This is a genomic window from Croceivirga sp. ABH4_376 (genome assembly GCF_056160685.1).
The window spans coordinates 71,893-87,146 of the sequence record NZ_JBSWXQ010000002.1 but is presented as its reverse complement, the minus strand read 5'-3'; the positions used below and the strand labels follow the sequence as shown (position 1 = coordinate 87,146).

Sequence of the window (15,254 nt, the reverse complement as noted above, 5' to 3'; positions counted from 1 at the left end):
ATCCTTAAAATGAATTATTTAAAGCTATTTATCCTCTTCATTTTTATAGTTTCTTGCAAAAATTCCGCACCGGTTACCCAAACCGTGAACAAAGGCTATCAAGGTCAAGGTAAATCTCCTGTAGTACCCACCAATAGTAAACCCGTACAAAAACAATGGAAAGGAACATGGGCCTTAAACGATAGTACCGTTTTTTTTGATAATAATTTTGATGGAGGACGATTAAATGGAATTGTACATGATGGGGATGACCATTATACCCTTTGGATAACCGCAGAAAATACACCCATCAATGTAAGTCCGTGGTATGCCTTTAAGGTTTGGAGTAAATCCCAAAAGGATATAAATATAAAGTTTACCTATCAAGATATAAGAAGCCGGTATTACCCTAAAATAAGTACGGATGGCTTAAATTTTAAACCCTTAGATAGTCTCTTTTACAAAGAAATTAATCCAGGCAAAGGAGATTTTGGTATAAAAGCTGCTCCAGAACAAATAGAAATAAAACTTACATCTAGCCCAGACACAACATGGGTAAGCGCACAAGAGCTGTACACTTCTAAAAGGATACAACAATGGGTAGATAGCCTTGCACAACTACCTTTTAATACCTCTAAAATAATTGGCTATAGTACGGAGAAAAGAGGCTTACAATTATTAACCACAAATGAAGGTAATAGTAAAAAAGCCTTGATGATTATTTCTAGGCAGCACCCACCAGAGGTGACTGGTTTTTTAGCCATGAAATCATTTACGGAAACGATTAATGGACCTTCTGAACTTGCAAAGAAGTTTAGGCAGAAGTTCACCATTTTTTCGGTTCCTTTAATGAATCCTGATGGAGTTGACAACGGTCATTGGCGACACAATATGGGGGGAATAGATTTGAATAGGGATTGGCAAAACTTTAACCAGCCAGAAACTAGAGCGGTTAAAACCTTTTTAGAGCAAAAAAGCCAAGAAGGTTATGATTTTGTTTTTGGAGCTGACTTTCATTCTACTTGGGATGATATTTATTATCCATTAGATACTACCGTTACAGGAGAAAAGGGAAAGATTGTTTTTGATTGGATACAGAATATTTCCAATCGCTTACCTCAAAAACAAACCAACGTTAAACCTTCTACAAGTATTGATCCTACCATGGTTTCTAGAACTTATTTTTATGTAAAACATGAAATGCCGGCCATTGTTTTTGAATTGGGGGATAATACTCCAAGACCATTTTTAAAAGAAAAAGGCAAAGTGGCGGCAGAAGAACTAATGCAACTCTTGTTAGCAAAATATCCTTAATTACTAATTTAATTTTTCTGGACTATCGGTAGCGCTATTACTTCTAATTAGCCAGCGTTCGTCTTGGATAGATTTATAGATAAGTTTATACTCCAAGCCATCTTGCAATAAACTTTCAATGGTTTTGGCTATAAGCTTACAATCCTTTTCACTACCCTCTACTTTTAAGAACGTGTACACTTCGTTTGCAGGTATGGCAATACCAGGGTCCAAGGTGGCATAGGTATAATTTGCTAAACTATCTAAGGCTGGTTGTTTTCGCTTTAGGTAAGACAACAACTCATTATCATAGCTTGTTAGATTCTCTACTTCACCATGATAGATCATGTGCACGCTTTCTAAAATTGCCGGACCAACACCATGGTTTTTTAAACTTAATTCGTAAACCTTACTATTGGGATGGTTACGTTCTGCAAATTGTACATAAGGTAATATTGACAAGTAGTTTTGCTTACGCATTAAACTGGTTTGGTAAATAAATATTACCAAAGTCAATACACTAACCATCATGGCGGTTAAACTAAGTAAGGTGTTAGCGTTTAGCATTTTCTTCATACTTGAAAAGTAAAAAGAAAATCTCTAATAAAAACGGTTCTTATTTACAAGGAAGCTATTGTCTTGTTTTTGTTGTAGTACTTTTTATGCTTCCAATAACTAAGGCCTCCTAGAATAAAAACTCCCAATACCGAATACCAAACAAAAGACGGTGTAATAACTTGGTCTCCGCTGGCATAACTATGTAGGCCAACTAAGTAAAAATTTACTCCAAAATAGGTCATCATAATACTGGCAAAGGCTAGAACACTAAAGAAGTTAAAAACCCACTTACCTCTAAGACCCGGCACCAAACGCATATGTAGCACAAAAGCATAAATCATAATTGAAATTAACGCCCAAGTTTCTTTTGGATCCCAACCCCAATACCTACCCCAACTTTCGTTGGCCCATTGGCCACCTAAAAAGTTACCAATAGTTAACATTACCAAACCTACCGTTAAGGAAAGTTCGTTAATCACAGTTAATTCCTTAAGGTTATGCTCCATCCGCTTATGGTTCTTTTTGGTGGTAAGCAAAATAAGAATCATGGCCGTAACCCCTAAAATCATACCTACGGTTAACGGTCCATAACTACCTACTATAACCGCAACGTGAATCATTAACCAATAACTGTCTAATACTGGTTGGAGATTAGCAATTGCCGGATCTACCCAGCTTTGGTGCGCGATCCATAGTAACATAGATGTTACAAAAGCACTGGAGGCCAAGGTAAGTTCACTTTTGCGCAACCCTAGTAAAAGACCCATTCCCATGGTTGCCCAAGAAACGTAAAGAATACTTTCATAAGCATCGCTCCAAGGTGCGTGACCAGAAATATACCATCTAAGAACAAGACCTGCTGTGTGCCATAAAAAGAAAATAATAAGTACCCCTTTAAATAAATAAGAGGCAGCTTTCCATATTTCCCTTTCTTTAAAAATTCTAAATATTAATACCAAAAAGTAAAAAATACCAATTAGGGCATAGTACTTATAAAGTCTATTAAATATATCTAGCTTGTTATATAGAATCTCTGTCTTTATTTTCTCGTTAGAAGGTAAAACCTCTGACCCATGATTTTCCTGATTTTGCTTAAAAGCATCTAGCAACCGATCGGCAGTGCTGTAATCTCCCGTTTTAATAGCTGCTTGTACACTATTCAAGTAATAAGGGACGGAATTTTGCATAAAATTGGCATAAAGCGAATCTTGAACTTGATGTTGGCCAGACCTAAATTCAATGGTAGATATCCACTTGTTATTTTCATCATTCAACAACGGAAAAATCTTTAAAATTTGACCACTTAATGCCGTGTTGAGCAATCCAAAACGTTCATGGGCTTTAGTAAAGTCTTTCTGAAATTTATTTGGATTGGTGGTAGAAGTGGCTTCTTCTAGATATGGCCTAAGTTTGTACATTCCCGTAGCATCAAAAAAGTCTGTTGCCTTTACTCTTTTCTGAGTGGGGGGAACTCCTATTATTTCCCTTATACTATCGTTTTGTATTTCACCTAGATTAATAAATTCTACATTATACCAAGCCGAAGGATTTAACATCATCGAAATAAAAACCTGATCCGAGTTTAATCCATTATATTTATCCTTACCACTTAATTTTCTTAACAACTCAGACGTAAATGTATGTAAGGGTTTCATTCGCCCTCCTTCATCTTGAATTACCAGCGCTCCAAATTTATCTGCGTGTTCCTCAGAAACGGTAGTTGCAGCTATTACGGAGTCTACTTGGGCAGCCGTTGGTAATTGATTATGCCCTTCATGGCTTTCTGCTTGTTGGGCAAAAGTAGAGGTGGCCATTAAAAATAGAATTATCGAGGCCAATCCTTTTCGTTTATTGCTTAACTTTTCCAAACTAGCCGTAAGGTCCCTAAATCTAGATTTACCAAAAAACATAATACCCATTAATCCAATATATAGCAAAAAGTATCCTATATACGTAATCCATGTTCCCCATTGATCATGATTTACACTTAGCACGGAACCCTTTTCATCTGGCATAAAACTGGACTGAAAAAACCGATAACCTTGATGGTCCAAAATATGGTTCATGTAAATATCATAATCAAAAGGGCGTTCATCTTCTATAGTTACCTTACTCATAAAAGATTTGTAGCTATTAACCGTACCTGGGTACTTTTCGGCAATAAAATCATTTAACTTTACATTAAATGGTAAAGTGTGTTCTTTAGAGCCATATTTGAGCATAAAACCAAGACCTCCTACCGTAAATTTATCGGTAAAAGGCACACTCCCCTTTCCTCCTAAAATCTTCTTCTCAACGGTTTCACCATTTACTGTAACATCTAATATTAGCGCGTCTTGAGACTCCTTAGTAACTTCGTTTTCTGGTAGTTCTACTATTCCGTAACTACCTTTTACCATAGGCTCTGGGATAACAAATTGCATACCGGCCATATTATAAAGAGAACGCAATTGAAGTTGTTGTAAACTATCTTTTGCAACTGCACCTTTAAATTGGTCTGCCATACGCATAAAATCACCCTCGAAAGGGGCTTTTATGCCATATTTTTCTCCATCATAGAAGATATTAATGGCCCCATTTGTTTCTTTATTCAATGCAAATAAAACATTATGAATACTTGCAATTTTGCCATCTTCTAAATAATGTTCATGGCGTTGCCCATCACCCGCTTCAACAATTTTTAGATAATTTTTGCCGTTTGGGTCTGGTACCAATCCCTTTTTGGCTCCATCTATAAAACCAGCATAACTAATGGTAAAGGGCGTACCGTTGAAATCTCCTTTCCAAGGCAAGCTACTTCTTTTGCCTTCTGGAGTGACCAAAATATCGTCTTCAAGAATTTTACGCTTGGTTTCCCCATTTATTTCACCATCTACAAAAGCGGTTAAATAGGTTTTATCGGAATAAAATACATTTTCAGATTCACCTTCCCTAATAAGCATCATCCCCTCAAAACTTATGTAACGGGTAACAAAAGCGCCAACAATTATTAGAATCCAAGAAAGATGCAAAATAAGAACGGGCCATTTTTTCCAAGTCAATAGTCTATATCTAAAAATATTACCTGTAAAATTGATGACAAAAAACACCATGATAGCCTCAAACCAAGTAGCATTATATATGTAGATTCTTGCCGTTTCCGTGCTGTACATGCTCTCCACAAAAGTACCTATACCCATTGCCGCGGCAAAAAGTAAAAATAACACGGCCATTAATCTTGTAGAAAAGAGCGTTTGTTTTAAAGTATCTAACATATTATGGTTTGTTCTTTGGCTTGCAAAAATACGGTGTTTTACTCATTCTATTTGGTGGTGTTTAGCATAAAATAACCCCGAATATGTGTTAACATATGTTATAATGTTGCCATATTATATTTGTAATTTTGAGCATGCTTTCTATAATTCTACTTGGCACGGGCAATGTTGCCCAGCATCTTTATACAGCATTAACAGCGCTAGACACTGTTAAGCTTAAGCAAGTGTATGGTAGAAACCCAAAGGCCCTTGACTATTTTAAGAAAACAACAGTAACCAATAACCCAGAACAAATTTTAGATGCAGACGTCTATTTAATAGCCGTTAAGGATGATGCCATTAAGACGGTAAGCAACTTATTGCTTGGAAAAAATGGAATAGTTGCCCATACTTCTGGTGCAGCGCCTTTATCAGATATAAAAACAAACCATAGTGGAGTTTTCTATCCCTTACAAAGTTTTACAAAGGGTAAAAAAATAGACTTTTCTAGCATTCCGTTTTGTATAGAAGGTAATAATGAGAAAACAGAAGAAATACTTTTAGAGCTTGCCGGTAAACTTTCTAATCAAGTTTATAAAATCTCTTCTGAACAACGAAAAACCATTCACTTGGCGGCTGTTTTAGTTAATAATTTCAGTAATCATTTATTTACTTTAGCCAATTCTATTTGCCAAGAAAACCAAGTACCATTTGCTATTTTACATCCGTTGATTACCGAGACCGTAGAAAAAATTAAACACATTAGTCCAAGAGAAGCGCAAACGGGCCCTGCAAAAAGAAAAGATGTCCTAACCATACAATCTCACTTAGACCAGTTAGAAAACCCCTTGCACAAAAAAATATATCAATTATTAAGCGAGAGTATTATACATACCTATGAAAAAAAATTATAAAGAATACCTTAAAGATATTACCACATTTGTTTTTGATGTAGATGGCGTATTAACAGACGGAACGGTAACCATTACTACCTCTGGAGAGCTATTACGCAAAATGAACGTAAAAGATGGGTTAGCATTAAAAACGGCAGTTAATAAAGGATACCAGATATGCATTATTACCGGTGGTACCAATGCAGGTGTTAAAGAAAGATTGCAAGGTCTTGGCATTACCACTTTTTATATGGGAGCCCACCATAAAGAGGAACCAATGGAAGAATTTTTGGATGTTTATGGGCTAAAAAAAGAAAACATCTTATACATGGGAGACGATTTACCGGATATTCCGCCAATGAAAATGGTACAGTTGGCAACCTGCCCGCAAGATGCAGTAGCAGAGGTAAAAGCTATTTGTGATTATGTTTCGCATAAAAAAGGTGGCGAAGGTTGCGCAAGGGATATTATAGAACAGGTGTTAAAAGTTAGGGGAGATTGGAATCTAAATTTTAGTGCGGAGAATGATTAAGAATCCATTAGCAGAGAAATTAAAAAACAATACCGTAATTCTTGCCTCCGGCTCGCCTCGGCGAAAAAAATTCTTAGAAGAGCTAGGTATTCCTTTTCGCATTTCCATAAAGTCTGTAGAAGAAGTGTATCCAGATCAATTGGAGGGTGCCGCCATTGCCGATTATCTAGCTAAACTAAAAGCCACACCTTTTACCAACTTAGCACAAAATGAAATTCTGCTCACTTCGGATACGGTGGTTTGGTGCAATGGAACTTCTTTAGCTAAAGCCGCAGATAAAGCAGAGGCTATTGAAATGTTACAAAAATTATCGGGTAAATGGCACAGTGTAATTACTTCGGTCTGTTTTACTACTCTCCAAAAGCAGGTAATAGTACATGCCAATACCGAAGTTAAATTAAAATCCCTAACACCAGAGGAAATAAATTTTTACATTGAAAAATATACCCCTTTTGACAAAGCTGGTGCCTATGGCATTCAAGAATGGATAGGTGCTATTGCCATTGAAGAAATTAAGGGCAGTTACAACAATGTGGTTGGCTTACCTACTCATCTAGTTTATAAAACGTTAATGGACATGGTAGAATAGCTACCTGCCACTATTTTTGTTTTAAAATATAGGCTATGAAAATTTGGAATACTCTTAAAACAGGCACTACCTTTTTTATTGGATTATGCTTGATTCAATGTTCGGAAGACAAAAAAGCGATCCATACAAACGCTACCACTGCAAAACCAGAAAAGAAAGAGCTATTACCTAAACAACCGCTTTCTAAAGACTTTAAGGCCTATTGGTATGCGGGTAATGCGGAAATTAGCAGTTATAAACTTGAGCAAGCCAGATATGGTGAAATTAGGGAGGGTAATGCTGTGCTGATTTATGTAACAGAGCCTTTTTTGGAAGGCAAGCAAGTAAAGGCAGATAATAGCAACCCAGATAATATTCCGGTTTTAAAACTAAATGCCACCAAAAATTATCTAACAGGAATTTACCCTTATTCTATTATGAGTAGCACCTTTTACCCTGTTTATAATAACCAACATGCGTTAAAAAGTAGTTTTTCCGCACAAGAATGGTGTGGGCAAGTCTACGCACAATTAAACAATAGAGCTGATTTTGAAGTATTAAGCCATAGTTATTTTGAAAGCGAGGCAGACCAACAACTAGTCTTATCTAAAACACATTTAGAAAACGAAATTTGGACTATTATTAGAATAAACCCTGAAAGTCTACCCTTGGGAAATATAGAAATATTACCTTCTTTGGAGTACTTTAGGTTAAAACATAAAGAAGTGAAAGCGATGCGAGCAAAAGCTAGCTTAAATGAGCAAGATGGGGTAAGTATCTATACCATAAAGTATATTGATAATGAAAGGGAATTAAGCATTAGTTTCAACTCTAATTTTCCTCATGAAATTAGAGGGTGGGAAGAAACCTACCTTAGCGGTTTTGGTAAAAATGCCCGTAAAATGACTTCTAAGGCAACTATGATAGAACAATTAAAAACCCCGTATTGGAAACAAAATTCCAATAACTATACAAGCTTAAGAGACAGTCTAGGTCTATGATAAATCTTGAAACAATCATTTCAACTTATAAAAACGAGCTATTAGGCTCGTTTATAGCCTTATTATTATTTGGTATCATTAGATTTTTAACCTTAAAAACCGTTAAGCGTATTGGATTAATCAGTGATATTAACCAAATGCGTACCCGTTTGGTAATGCGGTATGTTAGTTTTGGACTGTTTGTTATTTTAATAGTGGCCTTAATCCTAATTTGGGGCGTTAATTTTAAAGAAGTTGGGTTTTTAATTTCATCCGCATTTGCTGTGTTGGGTGTTGCCTTGTTTGCCAACTGGTCTATTTTAAGCAATGTAACTGCCGGCATAATTTTATTTTTTTATTTTCCATATAAAATTGGGGACCGCATAAGAATACAGGATAAAGATTTTCCAGAAGAAGCTATTATTGCAGATATACAAGCTTTTAGCATGATTCTTATAAAAGAAGACACTGGAGAATTGCTAACATACCCTAATAATTTAATTCTTCAAAAGGGTGTGGTTTTAATACAAAAACAAGTTGCCACAGACGAGGATTTAGAACAGCATTTTTAGGTGTTAAAGAAACTCTAAAAGCTTAATCCCTGCCTAGGATGTCCCTATATTTGAAATTAACAAACCAACCCAAAATGCAATTATACAAGCTATTTTTCTGCTGTTTGGTATTGTCTACTGTTACATTTAAGGCACAGCAGCCCAAAAAGTTATCCTCATCAGAAATACATAACGAAATTCAAAAGCTTAATTTTCTAGGTAATGTGCTCTTTGTTGCCGCGCATCCAGATGATGAAAATACCAGGTTAATTTCCTATTTAGCTAATGAAGTAAAAGCACACACCACCTATTTATCCGTTACCAGAGGAGACGGCGGTCAAAACCTTATAGGAACTGAGTTTAAAGAATTATTGGGCGTATTACGTACCCAAGAATTATTAGCCGCTAGAAACGTAGACGGGGGCTATCAACGTTTTACTAGGGCGGTAGATTTTGGTTTCTCTAAGCATCCAGACGAAACTTTTGATATCTGGAACAAAGAAGAAGTATTGGCAGATGTAGTTTGGACCATTAGAAAATTAAGACCAGATGTAATCATTAACCGTTTTGACCATAGAACACCTGGTTCTACACACGGTCACCATACCGGCTCTGCTATGTTAAGTGTAGCGGCTTTTGACCTTGCCAAAGACAATACTAAATACCCGGAACAACTAAGCTATACCCAACCATGGACGCCAAAACGATTGTTTTTTAATACATCTTGGTGGTTTTATGGTTCTAGGGAAAAATTTGAAGAGGCCGATAAAAGTAATCTTATTTCAATGGATATTGGCGTATTTTATCCTGAGTTGGGTCTTAGCAATAATGAAATAGCTGCCGCTTCTCGCAGTCAACACCTTTGCCAAGGTTTTGGCCAAATGGGCTCTAGAGGTTCAGAAACGGAATATGTTGAATTTTTAAAGGGTTCTAAACCTAAAAGCAACAAAGACATTTTTGAAGGAATTAATACCACATGGACAAGAATTGAAGGTGGTAAGGCCATTGGTGAAATTTTAAACAAGGTAGAAGCAGATTTTAATTTTACCAACCCTAGTGTGCACATTCCAGAACTTTTAGAGGCACATAAACTATTAAAAAAGGTGAAAGACGATTTCTGGAGAGAACGTAAACTTAAAGAGTTAGAAAATATAATCTTGGCATGTTCTGGCATTTATTTAGAAGCAGGAACACAACAAGGTGCTGCTAGCCCAGGTAGTACGGTAAAAGTTTTTCTAGAAGCTGTAAATAGAAGTTCAATTAACGCAAAGTTGAATGCTATTTCCCTAAATCAAAATTTGGCCAATCTAAACACCAGTATTTCGTTAGATAATAATCAGAAAAAAACTTTTGAAATAGAGGTTTCCATACCTAAAACTTCTAAGTATACCGCACCTTATTGGCTGCTAAACAAAGGGAGTCTTGGTATGTATAAGGTTAAGGACCAAGAATTAATTGGTAAGCCGGAAACACCAACCGCCTTAAAAGCATACTTTAAGCTATCTATTAATGGTACAGATTTAACCATTGAAAAACCAGTAGTATATCATTTTTCTAAACCGGATAAAGGAGAGCAATACGAGCCCTTTGTTGTCTTGCCTGTTGCTACGGCATCTTTTAAAAACGAAGTAATATTGTTTGCTGACCAAAACCCTCAAGAAGTTAGTGTTTTAATCAAAGCGGGTAAAGACAATCTAAAAGGTACTATCGCATTAGACGCACCTAAAGGCTGGCTTGTTAGCCCTGCTCAAGACTTTACAATTGAACTAAAGGGTGAAGCCGTTAGCCTCCAATTTACGGTTACGCCTACCATAAATGAAAGTTTTGGAGAATTAACCCCTGTCCTTACGGTAAATGGGCAAACCTATAATCAAAGCCTTACAGAAATAGACTACGACCATATTCCAAAGCAATCTGTTTTACTGCCCGCTCAAAGTAAGGTTGTACGCTTAGATATTAAAAAAGAAGGCGAAAATATAGGTTATATAGTGGGTGCAGGAGACAACGTACCGCAAAGCCTGTCTCAAATAGGATACAATGTAAGTATCCTAGCATTGGAAAAAATTGAAAATGCTTCAGACTTGGCACAGTTTGATGGTATTGTAATGGGCATACGTGCGTACAATGTTTTAAACGACCTTAAATTTAAACAAGGTATTCTACTAGACTATGTGGCCAACGGGGGTACCATGATCGTTCAATATAACACTGCTAATAGATGGGCTTCTCAATTTGAAAATATTGCCCCCTACCCCATAACCATATCTAGGGACCGTGTTACCGATGAAAATGCGGCGGTTCGTTTTTTAAATCCTGGACATCCCGTCCTCAACAAACCAAATAAAATTCTGCAAGCAGATTTTAATAATTGGATACAAGAAAGAGGACTTTATTTTCCAAACGAATGGAGCAAAGAATTTACTCCTATTTTAGGGATGAATGATAAAGGTGAAGCACTTACCAAGGGCAGTCTATTGGTGGCCAAATACGGTGAGGGATATTACGTGTATACAGGATTAAGCTTCTTTAGGGAATTACCGGCAGGTGTTCCAGGCGCTTATAAGTTGTTTGCTAATATGCTATCTTTAGGCAAAGGTAAGGAGTAACATGAAAGAGAATCTAGAACAAAAAAACAAGTACGTTTGGAAAAAAGAGTACACGCTGGTACTGGTACTTAATTTAGTTTATATTCTATATTTTGTGTATTTAATGAACGCTAACAACTAATTAATGGAATTATTAGATTGGCTTGTTCTTGCTACTACCCTACTCTTTATTGTTGGTTTTGGCATTTATAAAACACGTAATAGCAATGACGTAGATGATTACGTAAAAGGAGGCAAAGATACCAAATGGTGGACAATAGGTTTATCCGTAATGGCCACCCAAGCAAGTGCCATCACATTTTTATCCACTCCTGGCCAAGCTTTTCATGATGGTATGGGGTTTGTACAATTCTACTTTGGTTTACCCATGGCCATGATTGTTATCTGTATGGTTTTTATACCTATTTATCACAGGTTAAAAGTTTACACGGCCTATGAAATGCTAGAAAATAGATTCGACTTAAAAACAAGGACCTTAACCGCGATCTTATTCTTAATACAGCGCGGTCTTGCAGCTGGTATTACTATTTTTGCTCCTTCCATTATCTTATCTGCCGTATTGGGCTGGGACCTTAGTACGCTAAACATTATTATTGGTATTCTGGTTATTCTTTACACGGTTTCTGGTGGTACAAAAGCAGTGAATATTACCCAAAAACAGCAAATGTTTGTAATAATGGTGGGCATGTTTTTTGCATTCTTTTTTATTTTAGGAAGTCTACCGGCAGACGTTACTTTTGGCGAAGCACTTAAAATTGCAGGAGCCAATGATAAATTGAACATCTTAAATTTTGAATTGGACACGCAAAACAGATATACCTTTTGGAGTGGAATAACGGGAGGTTTCTTTTTAATGCTGGCTTACTTTGGTACGGACCAAAGTCAGGTACAACGCTATTTATCTGGTAAAAGTGTTAGGGAGAGCCAACTAGGTTTAATATTCAATGCATTGTTAAAAATACCCATGCAATTTTTTATCCTTTTAGTAGGTGTAATGGTATTTGTATTTTACCAATACAACGCTGCTCCATTGCATTTTAATCCAGCAGCAAAAACGGCCATTGAAAACTCTAGTTTAGCATCAGATTTTAATGCTCTAGAAACCGAACATCGTGAAACCGAAACCGATAAGCGTACGGCACAAAACGCATTTGTAAGCGCACTAAAATTGAAAGATTATGATGCTATTGAGCAAGCTAAAATCAATTTAAGAGCCGTTAACCAGCACGAAGAACAAAACAGGGCGGCAGCAAGAATTCTTATTGAAGAAGCAGACCCTACCGTAGAAACAAACGATAAAGATTATGTATTTATTCACTTTATCCTTAATAATTTGCCAAGGGGCTTTATTGGTTTATTATTGGCCGTAATCCTGTCCGCGGCAATGTCTTCCACGGCCTCAGAATTAAATGCCCTGGGAACCATTAGCGCGTTAGACCTTTATAAACGAAATAAAACACAACAGATTTCTGCTAAACAAGAAGTTAGGGCCACCAAACTTTTCACCTTAGTCTGGGGAATTGTGGCTATTCTTATTGCGAATATTGCCAGCCTTTTTGACAACTTAATTCAATTAGTTAACATCATTGGTTCTATTTTTTATGGAAACGTTTTGGGGATTTTCTTGCTAGCGTTTTTTATAAAATTTGTAAAAGGAAACGCCGTGTTCATGGCGGCCATTATTACCCAAATTATTGTCATTGTAGGGTGGTATCAAAATTGGATGTCTTATTTATGGCTTAATGCTTTTGGGTGTGCCTTGGTTATACTATTTGCATTGCTACTAGAGGCTTTAGACCGCGTATTAAAAAATAATAAACCCATACGGATATAAAAAAACCCCGAATAAATTCGGGGTTAGTTTTTCTAAAAGTATTATGGGGATTTACTTAGCGCCCCACTCTGCCAAAGAGTCTTTGTTCATTTTTACGTAATCTGCATTACCGGCAGCTTCTGCAGCAGCTAATGATTTTTTAGCAGCTTCAATGGCTCCTTTTTTATCTCCAGATTTAGCATAAATCAACGATTGTTTACGCATCATCCAAAATGCATTTGGGTTGGCAGCTACAGCTTTATCTATCCATTCTTTAGCTTTAGCAATGTCTTGTCCCTCTTCAAAATAGTAAGAAGCAGCGGCATAATAGTCATTACCATTAGGGCCTGCCATTACACCCTCAATGCTCTTCATGGCTTTTTGCTTGGTTGGTACTTCAAACTTTACACCTACGTATACCTTCTCCCAAAGAATCCCAAAAAGGGCATCATTATTGGTAATATCATCAATGGTAATGGTAAATGTCTCAATAGGCATCTCAACAGGATATACCTCAGTTTTAACAGTTGCAGCTACCTTGCTAGCATCCCAGTTTTGTGGTGTACCCCAATTGTTGGTATCTGCATAAAAAATTACTTCCCAAACCGCTTCGCCCGGTTTTGTAAATACCGCATATGAACCAGCTTTTAGGTCCTTACCGCCTACTTTAACATCATCACTAAATGTAATTATGGTATTCTGGTTTGCACCTGTTCTCCATAATTTTCCGTAAGGTACTAAGTCCCCAAAAATAGTTCTACCTCTCATAGAAGGTCTAGAATATTCTACAGTTACATCTGTTAAACCCACTTTTTGAGTCAATGTTGAGCTTGGACTTGGCTGTGGCGTTTGTATTTGGGCAAAAGCACCAAAAGTAAGTGAGAAAGCCAATCCTAATAAAGCTAGTTTTTTCATGTTCTAGTGTATTTTAGTTTTAAAGCAAAACTAAAGCTAAAGCGCCCCCTTAAACGTTAATAAAAACTTAAAAGCTTAATGTGTTTTATAGAATGGCTTTACAACAGTTTTACCATTGGCAATAAAAGAAATGTGATATATGGAAGAACTCAATACACTAATGTTCAACTGGTTATCCATTACCTGTTGAGATGAAAAGGTAAGCACTTGTTTTCCGGTTAAATCAAATACCGTTGCTCCGGAAATGTTGGATTCATCCGTAAACTCAAAACCTAAATAATCGCTTTCCTTTTCTATATAGAGTAACACATCTAATGGTACATCTTCTATCTCAGGATTTGAACCATCTTCCTCATCGTTGTTTTCCTCGTTATTGTTATTGGTATCCGAACTGGTATTACCCACATCGCTTTCATTTTCTAGAATTGTTAATAAAAAAAGCCTAGCTGGACTATTGATAAAAGGAGGATTGGTGAATTTTTCACAAGAGATTAAAAACTGGTTCTGTCCAATTGCGGTTATACCTTCAACTTGTGCCATACCAATAGGTAAATCATATTTTTGAATGGTAGTATCATCAATTGCCTCTTCGTTAAACGGTATCAAGGCAAAAAATGGCTGTAAAGTTTTAGAATAACCAACCAAGGCTACGGCGTTTTCCTCTGGCTGCCATGTGGCATCCGTTACTAAACCATCTATTTTAAACTCACCAATTCTTTGCGCAACATAAGAACCAGCTGTCTTGGGTAAACTATATACCTGTGTTTGATTACTCTGCCATTGTTTCGTAAATATATAAAGTTGATTTGTAGTAGCTATAATTGCTTCGGCATCAAAATCGCTATTTTCACTACCACTAAAATCCGTCTGATCAGGATAAGAAAAACTAATTTTACCAAAAGAACTTAACGTATTATCCAAAATTTGCTGCTTTGGTACGGTATAAATAACCAAATCTTCCCGAGCACCTAAATTATTTCCAATATCCGCTAAATAAACCGTTGTTTCATCTGCTGTTATGGCTTCCCAATCATTGGTTTCTATGCTATTTAAGCCAATTTCATGTTTTATTGAAACATTAAGGGTATCCAACTCATACAAAACAGTAGTATTTCCAGAATCATTAAAAGAATAATACCGGTTTTCTAAATTCAAAAGACCACTGCTTTCCAACAATGCGTCCGGTAAATTACCTAGTTCCTCTATTTGTATTTGGGCTACCACATTAGAGCTGAACAAGAAAATTAGGATATATAATATGTTTCGCATAAAACTAAGGTACAGAATAATCCATGAGCCGAATCCATTAAATTCTTAATTGTTTAACTATTTA

Annotated in this window: 12 protein-coding genes; 8 read left to right on the top strand and 4 right to left on the bottom strand. The window is 36.4% G+C overall.

Features of this window, described 5'->3' with window-relative positions:
- The first annotated feature begins 9 nt into the window (after nucleotides 1–9).
- A complete protein-coding gene (locus ACXAGS_RS04585) occupies nucleotides 10–1,293 on the top strand; it encodes a M14 family metallopeptidase (protein ID WP_474904941.1) in 1,284 nt (427 codons plus the stop codon).
- 3 nt (nucleotides 1,294–1,296) lie between these two features.
- On the opposite strand, the gene ACXAGS_RS04580 is transcribed toward ACXAGS_RS04585, so the two are convergent.
- The gene (locus ACXAGS_RS04580; protein ID WP_474904940.1) at nucleotides 1,297–1,848 is read right to left on the bottom strand and encodes a hypothetical protein; all 552 of its coding nucleotides are present in this window, start codon (nucleotides 1,846–1,848) and stop codon (nucleotides 1,297–1,299) included.
- A gap of 44 nt (nucleotides 1,849–1,892) precedes the next feature.
- Nucleotides 1,893–5,084: a cytochrome c biogenesis protein gene (locus ACXAGS_RS04575; RefSeq protein ID WP_474904938.1), complete on the bottom strand. Its 3,192-nt coding sequence runs from the start codon at nucleotides 5,082–5,084 to the stop codon at nucleotides 1,893–1,895.
- 134 nt (nucleotides 5,085–5,218) lie between these two features.
- Between ACXAGS_RS04575 and ACXAGS_RS04570 the strand changes: the two genes are divergently transcribed.
- The 7 genes from ACXAGS_RS04570 (at nucleotide 5,219) to ACXAGS_RS04540 (ending at nucleotide 13,027) form a co-directional block, all read left to right on the top strand.
- The gene (locus tag ACXAGS_RS04570; protein ID WP_474904936.1) at nucleotides 5,219–5,977 is read left to right on the top strand and encodes a Rossmann-like and DUF2520 domain-containing protein; all 759 of its coding nucleotides are present in this window, start codon (nucleotides 5,219–5,221) and stop codon (nucleotides 5,975–5,977) included.
- Nucleotides 5,961–6,488 (top strand): KdsC family phosphatase, encoded by a 528-nt coding sequence (locus tag ACXAGS_RS04565; RefSeq protein WP_474904934.1) that lies wholly within the window; start codon nucleotides 5,961–5,963, stop codon nucleotides 6,486–6,488. Before ACXAGS_RS04570 ends, ACXAGS_RS04565 begins: the two co-directional genes overlap by 17 nt.
- Nucleotides 6,481–7,077, top strand: a complete 597-nt coding sequence (locus tag ACXAGS_RS04560) for a Maf family nucleotide pyrophosphatase (RefSeq protein ID WP_474904932.1) — start codon at nucleotides 6,481–6,483, stop codon at nucleotides 7,075–7,077. The genes ACXAGS_RS04565 and ACXAGS_RS04560 overlap by 8 nt, the downstream gene beginning before the upstream one ends.
- Before the next feature lie 35 nt (nucleotides 7,078–7,112).
- On the top strand, nucleotides 7,113–8,057 hold the full coding sequence (locus ACXAGS_RS04555) for a septum formation inhibitor Maf (protein WP_474904930.1): 945 nt from the start codon (nucleotides 7,113–7,115) through the stop codon (nucleotides 8,055–8,057).
- Nucleotides 8,054–8,608, top strand: a complete 555-nt coding sequence (locus ACXAGS_RS04550) for a mechanosensitive ion channel domain-containing protein (protein ID WP_474904927.1) — start codon at nucleotides 8,054–8,056, stop codon at nucleotides 8,606–8,608. Before ACXAGS_RS04555 ends, ACXAGS_RS04550 begins: the two co-directional genes overlap by 4 nt.
- Nucleotides 8,609–8,682: 74 nt before the next feature.
- Nucleotides 8,683–11,193: a PIG-L family deacetylase gene (locus ACXAGS_RS04545; protein WP_474904925.1), complete on the top strand. Its 2,511-nt coding sequence runs from the start codon at nucleotides 8,683–8,685 to the stop codon at nucleotides 11,191–11,193.
- 124 nt (nucleotides 11,194–11,317) lie between these two features.
- Nucleotides 11,318–13,027 (top strand): sodium:solute symporter family protein, encoded by a 1,710-nt coding sequence (locus tag ACXAGS_RS04540; protein ID WP_474904923.1) that lies wholly within the window; start codon nucleotides 11,318–11,320, stop codon nucleotides 13,025–13,027.
- A 51-nt stretch (nucleotides 13,028–13,078) separates the two neighbouring features.
- On the opposite strand, the gene ACXAGS_RS04535 is transcribed toward ACXAGS_RS04540, so the two are convergent.
- Both ACXAGS_RS04535 and ACXAGS_RS04530 read right to left on the bottom strand, forming a co-directional pair.
- Entirely contained in the window at nucleotides 13,079–13,921 is an 843-nt protein-coding gene (locus ACXAGS_RS04535) for a DUF2911 domain-containing protein (RefSeq protein WP_474904921.1), read from the bottom strand.
- 75 nt (nucleotides 13,922–13,996) lie between these two features.
- Entirely contained in the window at nucleotides 13,997–15,190 is a 1,194-nt protein-coding gene (locus ACXAGS_RS04530; protein WP_474904919.1) for a T9SS type A sorting domain-containing protein, read from the bottom strand.
- Nucleotides 15,191–15,254 lie beyond the last annotated feature (64 nt).